Source organism: Microbacterium sp. NPDC057944 (assembly GCF_042887445.1).
GTDB classification, from domain to species: Bacteria; Actinomycetota; Actinomycetes; order Actinomycetales; family Microbacteriaceae; genus Microbacterium; species Microbacterium natoriense.
Genome location: NZ_JBHVPJ010000001.1, coordinates 1,477,330 through 1,497,715 on the forward strand (window position 1 = coordinate 1,477,330; position 20,386 = coordinate 1,497,715).

General features: G+C 67.1%; 17 protein-coding genes. 15 read left to right on the forward strand and 2 right to left on the reverse strand.

Annotated features, from left to right (window positions below):
- Positions 1–188: 188 nt before the first annotated feature.
- The 15 genes from ACFVRO_RS06670 (at position 189) to ACFVRO_RS06740 (ending at position 18,561) form a co-directional block, all read left to right on the forward strand.
- Positions 189–635, forward strand: coding sequence for a hypothetical protein (locus tag ACFVRO_RS06670; RefSeq protein ID WP_223585812.1), 447 nt, complete (start codon positions 189–191; stop codon positions 633–635).
- Positions 635–859: a helix-turn-helix transcriptional regulator gene (locus tag ACFVRO_RS06675; protein ID WP_105675110.1), complete on the forward strand. Its 225-nt coding sequence runs from the start codon at positions 635–637 to the stop codon at positions 857–859. Before ACFVRO_RS06670 ends, ACFVRO_RS06675 begins: the two co-directional genes overlap by 1 nt.
- Complete coding sequence (locus ACFVRO_RS06680) at positions 852–1,847, forward strand: NAD(P)-dependent alcohol dehydrogenase (protein WP_386950608.1); 996 nt, start codon at positions 852–854, stop codon at positions 1,845–1,847. The genes ACFVRO_RS06675 and ACFVRO_RS06680 overlap by 8 nt, the downstream gene beginning before the upstream one ends.
- A 172-nt stretch (positions 1,848–2,019) precedes the next feature.
- Entirely contained in the window at positions 2,020–2,880 is an 861-nt protein-coding gene (gene ddaH / locus ACFVRO_RS06685) for a dimethylargininase (protein WP_386950610.1), read from the forward strand.
- Positions 2,877–4,076, forward strand: a complete 1,200-nt coding sequence (rocD, locus tag ACFVRO_RS06690; protein WP_386950612.1) for an ornithine--oxo-acid transaminase — start codon at positions 2,877–2,879, stop codon at positions 4,074–4,076. Before ddaH ends, rocD begins: the two co-directional genes overlap by 4 nt.
- A gap of 115 nt (positions 4,077–4,191) precedes the next feature.
- On the forward strand, positions 4,192–5,292 hold the full coding sequence (locus ACFVRO_RS06695) for a hypothetical protein (protein WP_386950615.1): 1,101 nt from the start codon (positions 4,192–4,194) through the stop codon (positions 5,290–5,292).
- Between the two features lie 244 nt (positions 5,293–5,536).
- The gene (locus ACFVRO_RS06700; RefSeq protein WP_386950617.1) at positions 5,537–6,217 is read left to right on the forward strand and encodes an LPXTG cell wall anchor domain-containing protein; all 681 of its coding nucleotides are present in this window, start codon (positions 5,537–5,539) and stop codon (positions 6,215–6,217) included.
- Positions 6,217–12,567 (forward strand): DUF6531 domain-containing protein, encoded by a 6,351-nt coding sequence (locus ACFVRO_RS06705; protein WP_386950620.1) that lies wholly within the window; start codon positions 6,217–6,219, stop codon positions 12,565–12,567. The genes ACFVRO_RS06700 and ACFVRO_RS06705 overlap by 1 nt, the downstream gene beginning before the upstream one ends.
- Positions 12,554–12,817, forward strand: coding sequence for a hypothetical protein (locus ACFVRO_RS06710; RefSeq protein ID WP_386950623.1), 264 nt, complete (start codon positions 12,554–12,556; stop codon positions 12,815–12,817). Before ACFVRO_RS06705 ends, ACFVRO_RS06710 begins: the two co-directional genes overlap by 14 nt.
- On the forward strand, positions 12,814–13,188 hold the full coding sequence (locus ACFVRO_RS06715) for a hypothetical protein (RefSeq protein ID WP_386950625.1): 375 nt from the start codon (positions 12,814–12,816) through the stop codon (positions 13,186–13,188). Before ACFVRO_RS06710 ends, ACFVRO_RS06715 begins: the two co-directional genes overlap by 4 nt.
- 4 nt (positions 13,189–13,192) lie before the next feature.
- Entirely contained in the window at positions 13,193–13,927 is a 735-nt protein-coding gene (locus ACFVRO_RS06720) for a DUF4328 domain-containing protein (protein ID WP_386950628.1), read from the forward strand.
- Positions 13,928–13,954: 27 nt separating this feature from the next.
- The gene (locus tag ACFVRO_RS06725; protein ID WP_386950631.1) at positions 13,955–15,058 is read left to right on the forward strand and encodes a hypothetical protein; all 1,104 of its coding nucleotides are present in this window, start codon (positions 13,955–13,957) and stop codon (positions 15,056–15,058) included.
- A gap of 99 nt (positions 15,059–15,157) precedes the next feature.
- Entirely contained in the window at positions 15,158–15,643 is a 486-nt protein-coding gene (locus ACFVRO_RS06730; RefSeq protein WP_386950633.1) for a DUF2510 domain-containing protein, read from the forward strand.
- Between the two features lie 111 nt (positions 15,644–15,754).
- Positions 15,755–17,200, forward strand: a complete 1,446-nt coding sequence (locus ACFVRO_RS06735; RefSeq protein ID WP_386950634.1) for a hypothetical protein — start codon at positions 15,755–15,757, stop codon at positions 17,198–17,200.
- A 407-nt stretch (positions 17,201–17,607) separates the two neighbouring features.
- Positions 17,608–18,561, forward strand: a complete 954-nt coding sequence (locus ACFVRO_RS06740; RefSeq protein ID WP_386950636.1) for a hypothetical protein — start codon at positions 17,608–17,610, stop codon at positions 18,559–18,561.
- A gap of 21 nt (positions 18,562–18,582) precedes the next feature.
- On the opposite strand, the gene ACFVRO_RS06745 is transcribed toward ACFVRO_RS06740, so the two are convergent.
- Both ACFVRO_RS06745 and ACFVRO_RS06750 read right to left on the reverse strand, forming a co-directional pair.
- Positions 18,583–19,911 (reverse strand): MFS transporter, encoded by a 1,329-nt coding sequence (locus ACFVRO_RS06745; protein ID WP_386951611.1) that lies wholly within the window; start codon positions 19,909–19,911, stop codon positions 18,583–18,585.
- A gap of 5 nt (positions 19,912–19,916) precedes the next feature.
- Positions 19,917–20,357 (reverse strand): MarR family winged helix-turn-helix transcriptional regulator, encoded by a 441-nt coding sequence (locus ACFVRO_RS06750; RefSeq protein ID WP_105675140.1) that lies wholly within the window; start codon positions 20,355–20,357, stop codon positions 19,917–19,919.
- Positions 20,358–20,386: the final 29 nt, after the last annotated feature.

Below are 20,386 nucleotides of genomic sequence, written 5' to 3' on the forward strand. Positions count from 1 at the left end.
CCCCTCGTCTGTTTTTCTCCCCCGCCCCCGCGGTTGGGGGGGGGGGCCCCCCCTCCCACACCCCCCGCGGCTGGGGGTCCTGCCCCCGGCTCCCCCCCCCCACGGGAGCGGAGAGGCGACGGTGGGAGTGTAAAGAATTCTTGACATGGGTGAGAGGGCGGCGTACGCTCATGTCAAGAATCTTTTACATGGAGGCTGACATGGTCTATCACGAGCGCTTCGCCTGGTCGGGGCTCATCACCTCGGTCGTCACGATGGTCGCCTATGTCGTGCTCGTGCTGCGGGATGCCGCGGGCGGACCTCTGGAGCAGGTCGACTGGCTCCCGCTGATGCTGTGGACCATCGGCGGCGGCATCGTGCTCAGCATCGTGCTCACGATCGCGTGGGGCATCATCGGCAGCCGCGGCGATCGCGAGTCGGCGATGGCGTCGGACATCCGCGACCGCGACATCAGCCAGCTGGGCGGGCGGGTCGAACAGGGCTTCGTCACGATCGCCGGGCTCGGCGTGATCGCCCTCTGCGCGGTCGGAGCCGACGTGTTCTGGATCGCCAACACGATGTTCGCGGGCTTCGCGATCGCGGCGTTCGTCGGCGGCATCGCCAGGGTGGTCGCCTACCGCAGGGGGCTCGTCTGATGGTCAAGCCGACGCTGGTGTCCAACAGCATCCGCTCTCATCGCGAGGCTGCGGGGTTCACGCAGGCCGAGCTCGCTCGCACGGTCGGCGTGACGCGGCAGACCCTCATCGCGATCGAGCAGCAGAAGTACTCCCCGACTCTCGAGCTGGCGTTCCAGATCGCACGCGCGTTCGGCGTCGGGCTCGACGAACTCTTCCAGTACCCGGAGGTGCGCAATGACTGAATCGATGAGGGCCTGGCGTCGTGAGACGTACGGGCCGGCCGCGGGGGTGGCGCTGGAGCAGGTGCCGATCCCCGAGCCCGGTGCCGGCGAGGTGCTGCTGCGCGTGCGTGCGACGTCCCTCAACGCGGGCGACGTGCGGCTCCTGCTCGGAGATCCGCTCCTGGTGCGTCCGGTGTTCGGGCTCACCCGTCCGAAGTATCCGATCCGCGGGATGGATACCGTGGGCGAGGTCGTCGCGGCGGGCCCCGGTGTCATCGGGGTCGAGGTCGGCGATGTCGTCCTGGGCGAGATGCAGGGCGGCGGAGGGCTGGGGGAGTACGTGAGCGTTCCGGCCACCAGGGTGCAGCCGCTGCCGCCGGGGATCGACGAGCGCATCGCGGTCACGCTCCCGGTCGCCGGTGGCACCGCATGGCAGGCGCTCGACCTCGCCGGGGTGGGCCTCGGTGAACGCCCTGCGCGGGTGCTGATCATCGGCGCCTCGGGCGGGGTCGGCACCTTCGCCGTGCAGTTCGCCGCCCTGCGCGGCGCCGAGGTGTGGGCCAGCTGCTCCGAGCGCAACGCGTCGTTCGTGCAGGGCCTCGGAGCGGTGCGGACTCTCGATCACCGTCGCGAGCCGCTCTCGGCGATCCCCGGCGGCCACTTCGACGCGGTCGTCGACATCGCCGGAGGCATCGACCTGCGCGACCTGCAGCGGCTCGTCGCGCGCGACGGCGTGATCGTGCTCGTCACCGGAGACGGAGGTCACGTGATGGGGCCGATCCCGCGCATGATCAGGGCGGCGCTGCTGTCGATCGGTTCGGGGCCGCGCATCCGCTCGCTCGCCGCGAGCAACCGGCCGGAGGTGCTCACGAAGATGCTCGAACTGCTGGCCGCCGGACGCTTCGCGCCCGTGATCGCGCAGGAGTATGACTTCGCGGATGCCGGCGCGGCGCTGGAGCGGCTCGAAGCCGGGCACGTCGTGGGCAAGCTCGTGGTCCGCGGCTCCTGAGCCGCGGGCGGCCGCTGCATCCCTGGCGACGCCCAGCCAGCGGTGACAGAATGGATGCTGGCGTGCCCGAGTCGCATCTTCCCCGGGCGCCGACTCTGACAGAGCGGCGTGGGTCGAAGGACCGCCGGGCCCCTGGACAGCGTCCGCCGCACCTGTGTCCCCAAGGAGCACCATGTCGACGCCTGAGACCGCCGTCACGTCCACTCGCACCGCGCATCACCGCCGCTACCTGATGTGCAAGCCGGAGCACTTCACGGTGAACTACTCGATCAACCCGTGGATGGAGCCGGCCAACCCGACCGACACGGCCAAGGCCGTCGCGCAGTGGCAGAAGCTGTACGACCTCTACATCGAGCTCGGCCACGAGGTGGAGCTCATCGAGCCGCTCGCCGGCTACCCCGACATGGTCTACACGGCCAACGGCGGCTTCCTCATCGACGGCCGTGCCTACGTGCCCTCGTTCTACTACGAGCAGCGTCAGGGCGAGTCCCCCGCGTTCGCCGACTGGTTCCGCGCGAACGGCTTCGACACCGTGATGCCGAAGGAGATCAACGAGGGCGAGGGCGACTTCCTGCTCGCGGGCGATGTGATCCTCGCCGGCACCGGCTTCCGCTCCGCCGGCGACAGCCACCGCGAGGTGAGCGAGGTCTTCGGCCGCGAGGTCGTGACGCTGACCCTCGTCGACCCGCGCTTCTACCACCTCGACACCGCGCTCACCGTGCTCGACCCCGTGGTCGAAGAAGGACGGACCGCGGGCATCGCGTACCTGCCGCACGCCTTCGACGAGGCCTCGCAGAAGGTGCTCGCCGAGCGCTTCCCCGACGCCATCCTGGTCTCCGACGAGGACGGTGCCGTCTTCGGGCTGAACTCGGCCAGCGACGGCTACAACGTCGTCATCTCGCCGCGGGCGAAGGGCTTCGAGAAGCAGCTGCGCGAGCGCGGCTACAACCCGATCCTCATCGACCTGTCCGAGCTGCTGCTCGGCGGCGGCGGCATCAAGTGCTGCACCCTCGAACTGCGCGGTGCCGAGTGACCTCCGCGGGCGTCGACGCCGCGGCCGAGCCGCACGTCGCGCACAACTACCACCCGCTGCCCGTCAACATCGCCCGCGGTGAGGGCGCCTGGGTGACGGACGTCGAGGGCAAGCGCTACCTCGATCTGCTGGCGGCCTACTCCGCGGTGAACTTCGGGCACCGGCATCCGGCCCTCGTCGCCGCGCTCACCGAGCAGCTCGGCAGGGTCACGCTCACGAGCCGCGCGTTCATGAGCGATCGGCTCGAGCCGTTCGCCGCGGCGCTCGCGAAGCTCGCGGGCAAGGACATGGTCCTGCCGATGAACACCGGGGCCGAGGCGGTGGAGACCGGCATCAAGGTCGCTCGCGCCTGGGGCTACCGGGTCAAGGGCATCGCCGACGGGCGGGCCCGGATCATCGTCGCGGCGGGCAACTTCCACGGCCGCACCACCACGATCGTGAGCTTCAGCGACGACGAGTCGGCGCGAGAGGGCTTCGGCCCGTACACGCCCGGCTTCGACGTCGTCCCGTACGGAGATGCGGATGCCGTGGCCGCCGCGATCACGCCGGACACCGCCGCCGTGCTGATCGAGCCGATCCAGGGTGAGGCGGGAGTCGTCATCCCGCCGGAGGGCTACCTCCGACGCATCCGCGAGATCTGCGATGAGAACAACGTGCTGTTCATCGCCGACGAGATCCAGGCCGGTCTCGGCCGCGTGGGCGAGACGTTCGCGTGCGACCGCGAGGAGGTCGTGCCCGACCTGTACCTGCTCGGCAAGGCGCTCGGCGGCGGCATCCTTCCGGTCTCGGCCGTTGTCGGGAACGCCGACGTGCTGGGCGTCATCCAGCCGGGCGAGCACGGCTCGACGTTCGGCGGCAACCCGCTCGCGGCGGCCGTCGGGTTCCGCGTCGTCGAGATGCTCGAGTCGGGCGAGTTCCAGGAGCGCGCCCGCGCTCTCGGCGCCCACCTCGCGCAGGCACTCGAGCCGCTGATCGGGCACGGCGTCACCGCGGTGCGCATCGCGGGCCTGTGGGCCGGCGTCGACATCGACCCCGCTCGCGGAACGGGGCGTGAGATCTCCGAGAAGCTGATGCACCGCGGCGTGCTCGTGAAGGACACGCACGGCCAGACGATCCGCATCGCACCGCCTCTGGTGATCCGTGCGACGGAGCTCGACTGGGCGGTCGAGCAGCTCCGTCTCGTGCTCGGCGAGTAGTCCATCGCATCGAACCGCTCCCCGCCGCGTACCGGGGAGCGGTTCGCGTGCGGAGCCGCGGCTTCGGGCTAGGCTGACCATCCAGGGGGTGGTCCGCATCGAGCAGCGAACGGACATGCGTATCGGCATCGACGCCTTCTCCGCGTTGCCTCCGGGCCGCGGCGGACCGACCGGGATCCTCGGCTTCGTCTGGGCGGTCTGGCCGTGGATGAACTGGATCCTGCCGGTGTTCCTCGTGCTCCACGGATTCATCGGCAGCGTCGGCGGCTGGGAGTCGCTGATGCTCCTCGTCGGCTCGCCCGTGATCGTCCCGGCATTCGGGCTCCTCGGCTCCCTGCCCCGCTTCATCCTCCGCAGGCGCGGTCACCGCACGGCGCCCGGTGTCATCGTTCCGCTGCTCTTCCTCAACTGGTGGGGGTGGGTGACGTTCACCCTCACGATGGAGGGATCCGGAGACAACGGCGCACTGCCCTCGACGCTCCGGATGTTCGTCACGGCCCCGCTGGCGCGTGACTACGAGGGGGCAGTCTTCGGCGGAGCGGTTCTGACTGCGGTGGCCGCCTGGGTGGTGGTCCTCGTGCTCGCGTGCGTGCTGAAGCGGCACCCGTCGCAGCAGACCCGCACGTGGAGCATCGTGGCGTGGGCATCCGCCGTCGTCGTCCCTGCCCTGCTCATCGGGGTGATCGTGCTCGGCGTCTCGCTGACCCCACAGCAGCGGGACTCCGCGGGGCTCACGGTCGCGGAGGTCGCGGCGACGCCCCTGCCGGAGCAGGCCGACCGCGCACGGGAGAACTACACCGAGACGCAGGAGCGGGCATCGGCGGTGCGCGAGCTGATCGCGCCGGACGGGTGGACCGTGAGCGAGAGCGGCTTCACCGGAACCCCGAGGGCGTGCCGTGTCGCGGATGCCGAGTGCTACGCGTTCGCCGCGGAGTTCGCGGTCCCCTCGACGTCGGGGGCGTCGGACCTGGAGTCGATCGTCGAGCCGCTGCGTGCTCAGGGCTGGGATGTCGAGGCGACAAGCCGTCTCGAGGCGACCGACGCGCAGGGCTACACGCTGCGCATCGAGGTCGTGCGAGACGACATCTATGTCGAGGTCACGAGCCCGCACTGGTGGGGCTACGACTACGACATCGGCGAGGCCATCGGAGACCGGGAGCCGCTCGATCCCGCTCGCGTCTACCGGTTCGACGAGTGGCCGGAGCTCGGGGCGTAGCCCGCCGGGGCTGTTCTTCGCCGCGCTCGTACGTGACCGGATGCGGTTTCGAGGTTAACAAGACCCGGTGACGGCGGTTTCATTACGCGATTGCGAGAAGTTCCCCTGAACGGGGGATTCTTCCGTCTTCGGGGTTGCCGTAGGCCTGTGCATGCCGCCATTCTGGGTGGCAGTGTCGGCGCCTGTGAGGCGCCTGTGAGCGTCCGGGGGGATCGCTGTGGCTGGTCGTGGTGTGAGGCGAGCGGTGGCTCGCATGGTGCTCGGTGTCGTGGCTGTGCTGTCGATGATGCTGGTGCCGCAGGTGGCGTCGGCCGGAGTGCTGCCGGCCGGTCCGGAGGTCGGAGTGCAGGCTCTGGCGGCTCCGGCGGGCGTGCTGGTGCCGCTGGCGGCGTCGGAGAAGGATGTCGATGGCGACACGATCCCCGACGTCGTCGAGCGGGAGGTGTGCGGCACGGCGACGTGTGCGGTGGGCACCGAGGATCGGGATGCCGACGGCATCCCCGACTGGACCGAGGTGCTGTCGTGCGATTCGACGACGTGCGCGAAGGTGACGGCCGATCGTGACAAGGACGGCATCTCCGACTTCGCGGAGCGTCTGGTGTGCGGGACCGACACGTGTTCGAACTCGAAGGAGGATGCCGACGGCGACCGCATCGGCGACTGGGTCGAGTTCGTGATCTGCGGGACGCGGACGTGCGCGGACGGCAGCGAGGACTTCGACGGCAACGGCGTCTCGGATGCGGCGGAGCTCGCGGCGTGCGTGGTGCGCATCGATGACCTTGCCATCACGGGCGGGCAGATCGCCTGGGGGCTGATCATCCTCGCGGTGGTCCTCCTCGGTGGTGGCGGAGGGCTGTGGTGGTGGCGTCGGCGCCGGGCCGCCGCTGAGGTGGCGGATGCCGACTCGACCGAGGCTGTTCTCTGATGTGGTTCCGTTCGCTGGCCGCCTCGACGGCGGCGGTGCTCGTGCTCGGTGTCGGCGCGGTGGCCCCGGCTCCGATGACCGCGGCCGAGTCGATGGAGGCTGCGCGTGATGAGGTGCTGCAGCGTGTCTACGCCGCTGCGGGACTGAACACGGAGGGGGAGCCGGAGGCGACGGCCACGCCCGAGCCGGAGTCGACGCCCGCTGTTCCGGGCGGGTTGTCGTCGGTGCCGGCGACGGGCGCGAAGACCGCAGCCGCGACGGATGCCGACCTGAGCCCCGGTGAGCAGGCGACGGTGTCGTCCGATGCGCTGGGCGTCGAGGCGGTGTTCTCCGGGCATGAGGTGACGGCGCCGGTGACGCTGAGTCTCACGGAGGCGCAGGCGCGCCGGTCGGCCGTGGTGGACACCTCCGGGGTCGTGGTGAGCGACCCGGTGGAGATCATCGCCCGCAACGACGACGGCGACAAGGTCACGTCGTTCCCCGCGGAGCTCATCGACGTTCCCGACGACGACCCCGAGCACGGCCCGGTGGTCAAGGACGTCATCCCGGGCATCAGCCTCTCGTTCGATGTCGACATGGACCGGGTGAAGGACGCCGGTGTGGCGACATCGACGCTGCGGATCTACACGCGGTCGACGCCGGACGAGGAGTGGACGGAGCTGCCGTCGTACTTCGACGCGAAGACGAAGACGGTCAAGGGCGAGTCGGATCACCTGTCGCAGTTCGTGGTCATCGGCACCCCGTTCCCCGTTCCCCCTGGCCCGGTCGTGGTTCTCGATCCGGACAACGACGAGGGCATCGTCACGACTCCGTCGCCGGCGACGGAGTTCCCGTACAACTGGAATCTCGTGCAGGGGCTGAGTGCGTACCTGGCCCTGCAGTGCAACGCGCAGGTCGTCGTCACCCGCCCGGCAGGGGTTCCGTTCGTGTCCCGCGCGACTCGGGCGGGGGTCGCCGCGGCGGCGAACCCGGTCGCGACGGTGGGGTTCGGTTTCGCGACGAACCAGGGGCACGCGTGGGGGACGGTGTCGGAGGGCGGCACGATGGGCTTCTCCCGGGGCGGGGCTGCGGACAATGCGCTGCGGGATTCGTTCCTGACGCACATGCCGACGTACACGGGCCGGCCGGCGAATGCGGAGCCGTCGAACGCGAACTTCCCGTTCTCCCAGTACGCGGGTCTTCCCGGAGCGTATGCGCACATCGAGACGTTGTTCCTGGACGGCAACTTCGACCGCCCGGTCATCGACAACGGGTTCCCGTCCATCGTCGACGGGGCGTTCCGGAGCCTGGGCGGGTATCTGGAGGGTGCGGGGTTCGACTGCACCGACCCGGTGGTGGGCGGGTGGCCGTCGCCGCCGTCGCAGGCGGAGCTCGCCCGGTGGCGGCAGCTCGGCTACCAGAACTACCAGACCTACGGGGCTGACCCGGTGTCGTTCTCGACGGGAAACCTCGTCGAGTCCTTCCCGCTCTTCGATCTCACGGGTCCTGGCGAGAGCAGCATCGGCGCATCGCTGGTCTACAACTCGCAGGACGGTCGGCTGTCGCGCGTCGGGGCGGGGTGGACGTTCGGGCTGGGAGCTCGGGCGCAGCGCTTCGACGACGACTCGGTCATGGTGGTGCGCGGTGACGGGGCGTCATTCGTGTTCGCTTCCGACGGGAACGGCGGATACACGGGTGAAGATGGCCTGGGGTTGACGTTGACGGAGGCCGGCGCCGGGCAGCTGCGGCTGGACAGTGACACGGGTGAGACGTGGGTGTTCGACGCGGCGGATCTCTGGGGCATCGGCGAGCTCGTCCGCCATGTCGACCGGCAGGGCAATGCGACGACGCTGACCTATGGGCCGGCGGACCGGAACGTCCATCAGTTCACCCCGCTCGCCTCCATCACGGATGCCGCGGGGCAGACCGTCTCCGTCAGCAGCGACGGCGTCGGACGTGTGACAGGGTTCATGCTCCCGGACGGTCGCACGTGGGGGCTGGCGTACAACGCGGCGGGCGACCTGACGTCTCTCTCGTGCCCGGATGGGACGACCCGGTCGTTCACGTACGACGCGGCGCATCGGATGCTGACCGCCGTCGACCCGAACGGCGTGACGTACCTCGTCAACGAGTACGACGACGCGGGTCGTGTGACGAAGCAGCTGGATGCGGAGAGCAACGTCCGCACGTTCGAGTACGGCGATGGGCAGACCACGTACACCGACAACGAGGGCCAGGATACGGTCTTCGCGTTCGACGACAAGTCCCGCATCACCGGCATCACCAACGCCGCCGGTGAGACGGCGACGTGGATGTTCACGCCCACGGGCGAAGTGAAGTCCCACACCGATGAGGCCGGCCGCACCTGGACCTACACGTACGACGGCGACGGGAACCTCCTCACGGAGACTGACCCCACCGGCGCAATCGTGGAGTACACGTACACCGCCGAGGGGGATGTCGCGACGGTCACCGACCTCGACGGCGACCGCACGGAGACGACCGTGTACGACGCGCGGGGTCTGGTGACCGAGGTGCAGCAGGCCGATGGCACGACCGTGCGGTTCGAGTACGACGCCGCGGGTGACCTGACCCGCAGCATCCTGCCCTCAGGGTCTGCGACCACGTACGTGTACGACGCCCGGGGCAACCTCGTCACGTCCACGGACCCGCTCGGACGCGTCACGACGTTCGCCTACGACGCGGGCAACAGGCTCACGTCGGTGACCGACCCGGCGGGCGGTGTCACCTCGTTCGCGTGGAATGCCGCTGACCGCCTCACCGCGTCGACGGATGCCGAGGGCGGGGTCACGGCGTACGCGTATGACGCGAACGGGCAGCTCACGTCTGCGACCGACCCGACCGGGGCGGTGACGTCGTATGCGTGGGACTCGATGGCACGTCTGGTGACGGTCACCGACCCTGAGGGTGGGGAGTCGTCGTTCTCCTACGACGCGGAGGACAACCTCACCGGGACGGTCGACCCGGAGGGAGGGACGACGACGTTCCTTCTCGACGATACGTACCGCACGGTCGGGGTCGTCGACCCCAACGGCGGGGAGTGGAAGCGGACCTACGATCCGACCGGCATCCTGACCGGCTCGACCGACCCGCTCGGCGCCTCCACGACGTTCGCGGTGGACGATGCCGGCCGTCCCACGACGACGACCGATGCGACCGGCGCCTCCTCGAAGGTGGCGTACGACAGCGCGGGCCGAGTCGTGTCGGAGACCGACGCCGCGGGTGGGAAGACGACCTACACGTACGACCTGATGGACCGGGTCACGAAGGTCACCGACCCGGCCGGCTTCGAGACCACGTACCTGTACGACGTGGACGGGTTCCTCATCGGGATGGTGGACCGCAACGGCAACCCGACGCTGTACGAGGTGGATGCCGCGGGGCAGGTGCTGACCGAGACGGATGCGACCGGGGCGGTCACGACCTTCGAGTACGACCCCGCCGGGCGCATCGTCTCCATCACCGATGCCGACGGACGAGTCACGGGCATCGAGTACGACCGCAACGGCCAGGAGACCGCGATCGTCGCTCCGGGTGGGGCGCGCACGGAGTACGCCTATGACGCGGCGGGGCGGATGCTATCGATGACCGACCCGATGGGCGCCACGACGACGTATGCGTATGACAGGGCGTCGCGTGTCGTGTCGGCGACCGACGCGCTCGGCGCGGTGTCGTCGTTCGCGTACGACAGGGCGGGGCGGCAGACGTCCGTCACAGATCCGCGGGAGGAGACCACGCGTTTCGGGTACGACTCTGCCGGTCAGCTCACGAGGGTGATCGAGGGGTATGCATCCGGGGAGCCGGTGTCGGCGGACACGAACGTGAAGACCGCGTACGCGTACACGCCGACCGGGCTGTTGGAGAGCATCACGAATCCGCTGGATGCGGTGACGTCGTTCGCGTATGACGCGGCGGGTCGTCCGACGTCGGAGACGGGTCCGACCGGTATCACCACGACGACCGCGTATGACGCGGCGGGGCGGGTGGCGCGGGTCACGAATCCTGCGGGTCTTGTCGCAGCGTACGCGTATGACGTGCGCAGTGACGTGAAGTCCCTGTCGCGGGCGGATGGGGAGGTGTCGTTCGAATACGACGGGGAGCAGCAGCCCATCGTGATGGACGACCCGACCGGCACCACCGGGTGGGTGTACGACAAGGTCGGCCGGCTGGTGGAGCAGACGGACACGCACGGCCAGACCCTGACCTCGACGTATACGGCGGCGGGCCTACGCTCCTCCCTCACATATCCGGATGGGGCGACGACGGCGTACACGTTCGATGCGGCGGGGAACCCGGTGACTCAGTCGACCCCGGATGGGGACCTGGGGTACACGTGGGATGCCGCGAATCGGTTGACCGGGGTGACGCGCCCGAATCAGGTGACGACGTCTGTCGCGTATGACGTGACGGGTCGGGTCACGCAGGTGCGGCACGAGACCCCGCAGCCTGCCACGGTGGCCCCGCCGGCGGTGGAGCCGGTGGTGCCGTTGCAGATGACGGCCGAGCAGTGCGCGGCATCCGATTACTACAAGGACCGGGATATCCCCGCGGCGGGTGGGCAGAAGCCGTGTGTGAAGACGTGGGACTATCTGAATCGTCGCACGCTCCCGGAGCCGGAGTCTCCGGTTCCGGCGGGTGCGTCGTTGCAGTACGACTACGAGTACGACCCGGCGGGGAACGTCACCGACACGGTCCGCACCATCGAAGGCCCCGAGCTGGCCGAGCCGGAGACGCCGGTGACTCCGGAGGTTCCGGCGGGTGAGGTGCCTGCCGTGGATGCTCCGGTGGTTCCGACGCCTGCTGCCGTGGTGCCGGAGGTTCTCGAGCATGCGTACACGTATGACCGGGTCGGGAGGCTGTCGTCGTCGACGGCGTCGGATGGGGAGGTCAACGAGTACGGGTATGACCCGGCCGGCAACCGCACCCGTGTGACCACCTCCGGCACCCCGGCGGGGGAGTCGGAGGTGGTGGCGCAGTTCAACGCGGCGGGGCAGCTCACCGGCACGACCACGACGGGTGCCGGTGCAGGGTCTGCGTCGTATGCGTTCGACGGGGCCGGGAACCGGTCGTCGCAGACGGTGAACGGCCAGTCGACCTCGTTCGCTCACGACCCCGCGGGACGGTTGTTGTCGACCCAGGCGGATGGGCGGTCGACGTCGTATGCGTATGACGGTCTCGACCGGCGCACCCAGGTCACCGATGTGACCGAGTTCGGCACGAACACGACCGGCACGGTCTGGGACGGATTCGACCCCGCCGCGACATCCAGTGACCTGCACGGGGCGACCGACCTGTTCCGTGACCCGTATGGTGCGGTCGCGTTCCAGGACGGCCCGTACGGGAACGAGTGGGTTCTCGGTGATCAGCGCAACGCGACCGCGACCGCGGGAGCGGACGGCGCCATCACCGACCTCGTCGACTACGCCGACTTCGGCGCCGCGGACTACGAATCCACAGGATGGTCCAGCCTGGTCGGCAACGACCAGCAACCCGGCGACCCCACCCTCGGACTCGACAACTACTACGCCCGCGACTACGACACCACCACAGGCACGTGGGTGCAGCCCGATGAATGGCGGGGCCTGCTTCAGCGGCCTCAGTCCCTGAATCGGTACGCGTACATCGAGAACACCCCCGTCGCCTTCAGCGACGACCTCGGATACGTCATCAAAGCGATGGCGATGTCGGACGGAGGCAGATCCGTCACGGCCAAGGTCGTCGGCAAGGCGCTGGCGAAGGCGACGGGAGCGAAGGCAAGCACTAGTGCGAACCAAGATACGGCGCGGTTCAGCGGGTCGAAGTTCCAGAAAGTGAACCCGAAGAAGGGTTTGAAGGCACCTGTCTTGCGTTCAGGGAACTATGTCTCCGCGACGCACAGCGATACTCCCAACATCAAGTCGAGGTTCTCGTATCTATCGGACAGCCAGCCTGATTTCTTGGGCACCCTCTTGTTCTTCGGGCTAGTTATCGGAATTGCGGCACTCGCTGTATGCACTGTGGCCAGCGGCGGAATCTGTGGTGCAGCATCGGCCGCCATCGCAAGCGCAGTTGTCAAAGTCGGGACCAAAGTTGGGATCAAAAAGGTTCCAGTCCCTGAGCCTAAGTTGCCTGTAGTTCCGAATCTCACGGGTGGTAGTCTGCAACAGGTCGGCGGACCGATCTGGGGGAACGGCAATCCTGCGAGCCTCCTCGGGACACGAAGCCCAGAGGTCCTCAGAGGACTAGCGAGCCGATCTGACGCAATCAAATTGCGTGACTTCTATCAAGCGGCCGCTGACGCAGGTCGAGGTGGCGCGACTGCACCTATAAGGGTTCTTCTAGCACAGGAGATTATCAATGCGTGGCAGTAGGAGGATAAACGAGGAGCGAACAACGCTGAAGATATCCGTTGTGGAAGGTTCATCGTCTGAGATCGGATTCGAGCCGGTCGGCACATCGTTCGTTGTGGAGGGTGGAGATTGGTTGACTTTGGAACTTCCCGTCAGTGTTGTCGCCGATGTTGAGATCGTTGCGTGGCCAAACGGGCTTGCAGTGTGGGTACCCTTCCACGGCGACTATCTCGTACGGGACTCCTCCGGGAACGAGTTGGATCGCCTGTGAACGTCGCAGGCGCGACAATGAAGAGCGACACGCAGCGCGCGATCATGCAATTAATAGATTTGGTTCCGCAATTGAATCCGATTCTTCGTGAGAGTGAGATCGACAATGACGAGATCTTGCCGCACTTGGTGCTTTCAGATGTCATTAGATGGATGACGAACCATCGCGCAGATGAACATGAAGCCTGTGTCACCGTCATTCGCTGGATGGAAGAATCGTATGCCGCTGGCTCGGAGTCTGTTCAAGAACTCGTCGTCGTGAGCGGTGTCGAAATGATCCCAGACCCAGGGTTTCCCGGATCCGAGTTTCGTGGCTGGTTGCGCGGACCATTGCGGGCAGCCGATCCCTGGCCGCGTGATTCACGTGGATGAAAGTGTGAAGAGGCTGAGCGGACCCCCTGCGGCGGGGTGGTATCCGGCGCCGGACGGATCGGCGGCGGTTTGGTGGTGGGACGGGGCGAAGTGGGCGCAGTCGCAGCCGCACCCGGTTGCGCCCAGAACGATCGCCAATCTGGCGGTCGCCACTCAATCTCTTCTGATCGTCACTGCCGTCGCTACGCTCGCGTTCTTCTGCGTCGACGTCTACGGCATCGCCGTGGTCACAGACTTCCTTGACGGACGCAACTCGTCGATCGAACTTCTTGATGCATACGACCAGTTGGCCTTTGGTGCCCTTGTCGTGTGGTCACTGGCTTTGCTCAGCACAGCCGTGTGTTGGGTCCTCTGGCAGTACCGGGTCGCCAAGCGATCTGCCGGGAGAACACGACGCGTAGCCAGCTGGCATGCGGGTGACTGGTTCATCCCTGTAGTCAACTACTGGCGTCCATACCAGGACATCGCTGATCTCTGGCGCGCGCTGGGGCGAGACCGGCCTCGGTGGCAGATCGTCTGGTGGATCCTGTGGGTCGCGAGCACCATCATGACCGCCGTCGCAAACCGGATCACGCTCACGGCCGTGACGCTTGAGCAACTGCGATCGGCGATGTGGTTCGATGCCGTCGCCGACCTCCTTCTTCTTGTCGCGGTGCCCTTCGCCTGGCTCGTCGTCAGCGGCATCACGCGCTTGGTCGCTCAACCAACACAAATGGGTGAACTCTTGACACCTCGCTGACGCGTGCTCGTTGTGGGGGCACGATGAGTGAGCACCAGACTGCGGAGGAAAGGGGAGAGGGTGGACCATCCGAATGACGGGCAGAGCCACGAGAGGGGTGTCGTTGGCGGGTCAACGATCACAGTGACTGCTGAGGATCAGAAGGCCGTGCTCCGTGGCTATCGCTCCCAATCACGCGGGATGCTCTGGATAATCCTGATGGTGGTGCTCCTGACAGCCGGAGCCGCACTGCTCAGCTCGATAGACGACTCGTGGGGTGATCCGGAGTGGTTCGCCATCGTCGCTCTCGCGATCATTGTCGTTCTCGTCTCCATCGTCTTCGTGTCATCTATGGGGTGGGTCCGACGACAGTTGCCGATCGGTAGCGAGATCGGTCTCCGGGTGGCGGATGAAGGACTTTACATGTCAAGCCCATCCGGTGACGACCTGATTCTCTGGCATCGGCTGTCGAACCTCAAACGCGTCGGTGGAGGAGTGTTCTTCAACTGCGAGCCCTCCAAGATTCAGTTGGCTGTTCCGGGGCGCCTGGTGAGCGAGGAGGACTTCGCGTCCTTCGGCCAGCACATTGAGTTCGCGGCGCGAACAGCTCAGGAGGAGCACGTCGTTTCACCAACTCCAACCGCTTCGACGGCGGACTCAGCGAAGACTTTTGTCATCACCGCAACCGCTTCCGATCAGAAGAACATGGCTCGACTGATGCGCCGCCGTTTTTCGCGATTGCTGCTCATCTCAACGGCGTGCGCGCTTGTCGGTATCGCTGGGGTGGTGATGATCGTTTGGGGGGTCCTTCCCGGCCCGCTCCTGGCGGTCTTTCTGACAGTCGCGGGAATCGCGTGTTTGTTGGTCGCAACAGTCGTCCGGGGGATCGGAAAGAATACGAAGTCAGCGTTTCCGCTCGGGGCGGAGCAGCGCCTCGTCCTTCGGGAGGAAGGGCTCGAAGTGACAGGGCAGTTGGGCACGATGACTCTCCCGTGGGATCGGTTGTCCGATCTGAAGAGGGAGAATGGTGCGGTTTTCGTCACGAACACGGCGACCAAGGTGGTGTTCGTCTTCTCGGGGCGGCTCGTGACTGACGAAGCCTTCGCAGCGATCGAGGAACGAATCAGACATGTGACTGATCGGGATGGGTGACGAACCGGCTGATGCCAGGGAAGGTCGAGCAGGCACCGAACGAGGATGCTCACCTGTTGGGAGCACTGCGGTCCTTGAGGATGAAGAAGGGAAGAAGTGATGCGAAGGTCGCGAACGTCGCGGGAAGGGCTGATCGCTGTTGCGCCGAAGCCTGGCTGGTATCCGGACCCGGAAGATCTCGATGGGTCGCTGCGGTGGTGGGACGGACAGGACTGGGCTGAGGCGACCGCTCCGTCTACGGCGGACGTCGCTTCTCTCCCCGGTGCGGTGGCCGTCGAAGTGGATTTCTGGTCGCGGTTGTACAGCGCTCGAGCAGACGAGTCGGCGAGGGGCAACGCCGCTGCGACCATGTCGGTCGTGATGGGGGTGGCTTCGGTCATCACCGGGCAGATTCCGCACTTCACGGCCGTGTTGTTGAGCGTGTTCACGGCAATCAGCGCGGTCGTATGGGGGCTGATCGGCGTGTGTCGAGCGATGAAGACCCGGGTGGGGCTCGCCCGTGCGCTCTCGGGCACGGTGCTCGGAGTCCTCGTGTGCGTGCTCTCCGCGATCGGCGTCGCCTACCTTGTCGGCACGTACTCATGAGTGCAACGTCGGTGAGATGTGGTGAGGCAACGAGGTGTCAAAGGTGACCGGTCGGTGCGATGCTGTCCCCATCCCTCGGGGCTCCGCCTGGTGGGCCGGAGGGATGTCGCAGTGACGGAGATGAACGGATTCGTGCTTCGTACCGCTGATGTGCGTCATGCGCTGCGGGAACATCTGTCTGGACGCGTGGATGCACACGAGCTCGAATCCTGGGCCGAGCGCCTCCATTCTGACGAGAGCGTCGAGTTCGACGATGCTTCGGGTGGGCTGGTCGCTCAGGCAGTGTTCGAACTGTCGACGCCAGAACTGTTCGGGTCAATGGATGTCGTCGTCGGCTCGTTGTGGGCTCGCCTGGGGGCGGGAGACGAGAAATCTGATCTGCGGTCCGCACTTGTCCGAGATCTCGCCGGGACCTCTCGTCCGTCAGAGGACGGCGTGGTTGAGGTCGGGGCTGGGAGGGCGGCACTCGCCCGCCTTCCTGAGGCGCCGCTCCCGGAGGAGCGCTTCTTCGATCGCATCGTGCGAGCTGTGTGGGAGCCCGGAGAGGTCTGGGATCGACATGTAGTTGATGCTGCGGTTCTGGCGTTGGTGGAGGGACTGGATAGTCCCAGCCTGCGTATCCTCGCGGGGCAGCGGGCGGATGAGTCTGAGGCGACGCAACGTCTTTTGATGACGGCGTGCGCGGAGCTCGGAATCCCGCATCCACCACGATACGAGCAGTGGGTTCCCGTCGAATGGGGCGGAAGAACATGGCGTCGACTCGCGACTGATCGCATGCGATTGCGATGCGAGATCCAGCACACGCAGGAACGCCGAGGTGTAGAACTGCGGGCGATGGTGAACGACATCGATCTCTGTATCGGCTTCGGCGACGATCCATTTCACCTGCTGCTGCCAGTCGTGAGCCACAGGTGCGACCGGTTCGCCAGCGAGAACTACTTCTTCGTCGACCGTTGCGAGTGGGGTCCCGGGCACATCGTCGTCTCACGCGATGACACGGCCGTGCACTGGGACTGGGCGGTCTCCGGGTACGGGCGGATGGCGGGCGGGGCATCGTTCCCTCTCGAGGAGTACGACGAGGAGATTGAGCGCATTTACACCGAGCTCGCGCGGACACGCGACGTTCAGTCGAGGTCTCCGGGGCAAGGGACTTCTGATGAAAGCTGGGCGCCGCCGGTGCCGATTGGATTAGGCGGACTCCCGATGATGCAGCCATTGGATCTAGGTGGCGCCCGGCGGCGCGAACAAGCACGGGCGGAGGACGTGCAGTGGTGTGCCGAGTTCACAGCTCAACGCGTGGAGGCCCTTGCGGAGGCTCGGCGCCTCGCTTCAAGACTGTGGATTCTCGGAGCAGTACTTCTCGGTGTGATCGTCGTCGGCTGCGCTATCGAACTGTTGATCGGACGCGCGTACGGGGCAGAGGTGAATCTGCTCACACGACCATGGTTGTGGGCATCCACGGCAATGTTGTGCCTGCTGTGGGGGCGTGCGCTGTGGATGGGTATCACGGCCGCGAGAGTGCGCCGCACTCTCGCGAGATCAGACGACCGGAGATAGGCCCGACGCGGTCGCGGTGACGCTGGCTATGCGGTAGCTGCCACGCGAAGCTCTTCGCCTGAGGTCACGAGAACGAAGCCGCCAGCGACGAGTTCAGTCTCGTCCCTCCGCTCTTGGCGCCTCGGCGAATCCGCAGCGTCGAGGATTCGAATCAACAGAAGTCTGGCATGCGCGCCCAAGGCGTGTGGCGTGATGCTGCTATCACTGGCTGATTCCCGCCCCTCCTCCGGTGTCTCCGTGACACCACGGGGTAGCCTGTGCCCGGGGGTGCGATGGCAGATCGGCGGGGGCTCGAACCGCGGGTGAGACACGGCATTCATGCGGTCACGTGGTGGATGTGGTGGCCGATGAGCTGGCTGTTGCCGGTGCTCTTCTGCTTCCACGGCGTGTTCGCGCCCGGAACGTTCATGGCCGCCCTGCTGATGGTCGGATCCGTGGTCATCGTGCCGCTGGTGGGGTTTCTCGGGATGCTCCCCCACAAGATCCTGCAGGATCGTGGCGTCGACTCGACGCCGCCGCCGATCACCGGACTGCTGATCCTGCACTGGTGGAGCGCGGTGACGGTGACGCTCGTGGCGACCGACTTCACGTGGGCGGGGGAGCCGACATCGGTGCTGCGCACGGCGTTGAGGGTGCCGATCTCCGAGGCGTCCGCACATGCGATCTTCGTCGTCGCGGTGATCGTCACGGTCGTGACCTGGGGTGCGATGGTGGCGTTCGCGCTCGCCGCCACCCCGGTCTCCGCCACTCACCGGATCTGGGGCGTGGTGGCGTGGATCGTGGTCTTCGCCGCCCCGGCGATCGTCGTGGCGGCGGTCGCCTCCGGGGCCGCGGCATCCGCGGAAGAGCAGGACGCGGCCGGCGACAGCCGCTCCGTCGCGAGCTCGCGCACGCTCGACGAGGAGCGCGCACTCGTGCAGGAGCGGTACGAGCAGCAGCAGGAGCGGCTGTCGGCGGTGCGTCAAGCGATTGTCGGCGGGGTCTGGCAGGCGCAGCCGACCGTGATCGACGACTGCCACGGCACCGCAGGGGAGTGCTATCGGATCACGATCGGCTACGTCTACACGCCCGACGGTCCGGTCGACGTCGACGATGTGCGCAGGGTGCTCGCCGATGCAGGCTGGGACATCGCCGACTCCGAGGATGAGGCCTTCGGGCCGGATCGGATCGAGGCGTCCGACGAGGCCGGGCGGACGCTCGTGTTCGACGCGTTCACGAACGGCAGTTTCACGCTCGAGCTGCACTCCGAATCCTGGTGGATCGCGCCGGAGTCCTTCCGGGCGATCGCGACCGGTGAAGAGCTGCCGCCGCCCGGAGAGCTTTACGCGCCCGACGACTGGCCCGAACTGGAACCCCGCTGACGCGGCCGGCGCTCGGCGGGGTCAGCCCGACTTCTTCGCCGTGCGGATCGGCGTGGTCGCTGCCGCCTCGTCGCTGAACTCCACCGGGTCGACCTCGTCGATCACGCTCAGTGGCCGGGTCTCGTCGAGCGTCATCAGGAACCGCCGGTTCTCGTCGCGGTGCAGACGCCCGCTCGTGAGCACCCAGGTCACCCCGATCGCGCACGCGACGAGTCCGGCCACACCGCCGAGCATGATCGCGGTGCGCGGCCCGAACGTGTCGGCCACCCATCCGGCGATCGGCGCGCCGATTGGGGTCGCCCCCATGATGACCGCCATGTACAGCGCGAGCACCCGTCCGCGCAGCGCCGGATCGGTGGTGGTCTGCACGTAGCCGTTCGCGGTGGTGAGCAGGGTCACGATCGTGAATCCGGTGAACATGAGCGTCACGGCGTACGCCGCATACGTCGGCATCGCCGCGGAGACGAAAGCGAACACGCCGAACCCGCCGGCGGCGAAGATCACCACCCGCACCCTGGCGCGGTCACGGCGTGCGGCCAGCAGCGCACCGGTGAGCGAACCGATCGCGAGGATCGAGCTCAGGATGCCGTAGCCGTCGGCGCCCGCGCCGAACTCGATCGCCATGGTGGACGCGAAGATCGGGAAGTTCATGCCGAAGGCGCCGATGAGGAACACCGTCACGAACACGACGCGCAGATCGCTGCGCCCCCACACGTAGCGGAAGCCCGCGGCGAGGCCACCGCGGTTGCGGTGCTTGGGGCGCGGTGCGAGTTGGCTCCTGCGCATGAGCATCAGCGCGACGATCATGGCGAGGAACGTGGCGGCGTTCACGATGAACACCCACCCGGAGCCGATCGCGACGATGAGCAGACCCCCGACGGCGGGGCCGATCATGCGCGCCAGGTTGAACGACGCCGAATTGAGCGCGACGGCGTTGGAGGTCTCGCTCGCCGACACCATGTCGGACACGAAGGTCTGCCTGGCCGGGGCGTCGAACGCGTTCACGACGCCGAACCCCGCCGCGAAGCAGAACATCATCGGCAGCGTCATCACGCCGAGCAGTAGCAGCGTTCCCACCGCGACCGCCAGGGCGAGCAGGGCGGTCTGGGTGGTGAGCAGGATGCGTCGGCGGTCGAAGCGGTCGGCGACCCAGCCGGTGAGGCTCACCAGCACCAGGGGCGGCCCGAACTGCAGCGCCATCGTGGCGCCCATCGCCGCGGCGTCATTGTTCGTCAGCTCGGTGAGCACGACCCAGTCCTGGGCGGTGGCCTGCATCCATCCGCCGACGTTCGAGACGAGAGCCCCGCCGAACCAGATGCGGTAGTTGACATTGGAGAAGGAACGGAACATCGCGCTCATCGCTCGGCCACCCTCCGCATCAGGACGCTGGCGTCGTGCAGGATCTTCAGCTCGTCCTCCGTGAACTCGAGCTCGCGCATGGCGTCGAACAGCAGCTCGTCTCGGCGCTGGATCGTCTCGGCGACGATCTCGACCCCGGCATCCGTGATGTCGACCTGCACGCGTCGGCGGTCCTCGTCATCGGGGGTGCGGGTCACGAACCCCTGTTCTTCGAGGCCGTTGATCATGCTCGTCATCGACGGGGCGGTCACGCGCTCGCGCTCGGCGAGAGACGTGATCGTGCGCCGGCCGTACATGCGCAGGGTGGACAGGACGGCGAGCTGCGCATCGCTCATGGCATCGATCGCGCGAGCGCACCGCAGGCGCCTCGCCAACCGGAACGTGGCCATGCGCAGTTCTGTCGCCGTGAGGTGGAGGGATTCATCAGACGCAGACATTACTTAGACAGTCTAAGTAATTCTTCGAC

What these genes read in the sequence shown, in the direction of transcription:
- ACFVRO_RS06740 (WP_386950636.1), top strand. Translation starts at nt 17,608, where the DNA reads ATGGCCGCCCTGCTGATGGTCGGATCCGTGGTCATCGTGCCGCTGGTG.
- ACFVRO_RS06695 (WP_386950615.1), top strand. Translation starts at nt 4,192, where the DNA reads ATGCGTATCGGCATCGACGCCTTCTCCGCGTTGCCTCCGGGCCGCGGC.
- ACFVRO_RS06730 (WP_386950633.1), top strand. Translation starts at nt 15,158, where the DNA reads ATGCGAAGGTCGCGAACGTCGCGGGAAGGGCTGATCGCTGTTGCGCCG.
- ACFVRO_RS06670 (WP_223585812.1), top strand. Translation starts at nt 189, where the DNA reads ATGGAGGCTGACATGGTCTATCACGAGCGCTTCGCCTGGTCGGGGCTC.
- ACFVRO_RS06750 (WP_105675140.1), bottom strand. Translation starts at nt 20,357, where the DNA reads ATGTCTGCGTCTGATGAATCCCTCCACCTCACGGCGACAGAACTGCGC.
- ACFVRO_RS06705 (WP_386950620.1), top strand. Translation starts at nt 6,217, where the DNA reads ATGTGGTTCCGTTCGCTGGCCGCCTCGACGGCGGCGGTGCTCGTGCTC.
- ACFVRO_RS06745 (WP_386951611.1), bottom strand. Translation starts at nt 19,911, where the DNA reads ATGTTCCGTTCCTTCTCCAATGTCAACTACCGCATCTGGTTCGGCGGG.
- ACFVRO_RS06710 (WP_386950623.1), top strand. Translation starts at nt 12,554, where the DNA reads ATGCGTGGCAGTAGGAGGATAAACGAGGAGCGAACAACGCTGAAGATA.
- ACFVRO_RS06675 (WP_105675110.1), top strand. Translation starts at nt 635, where the DNA reads ATGGTCAAGCCGACGCTGGTGTCCAACAGCATCCGCTCTCATCGCGAG.
- ddaH (WP_386950610.1), top strand. Translation starts at nt 2,020, where the DNA reads ATGTCGACGCCTGAGACCGCCGTCACGTCCACTCGCACCGCGCATCAC.
- ACFVRO_RS06680 (WP_386950608.1), top strand. Translation starts at nt 852, where the DNA reads ATGACTGAATCGATGAGGGCCTGGCGTCGTGAGACGTACGGGCCGGCC.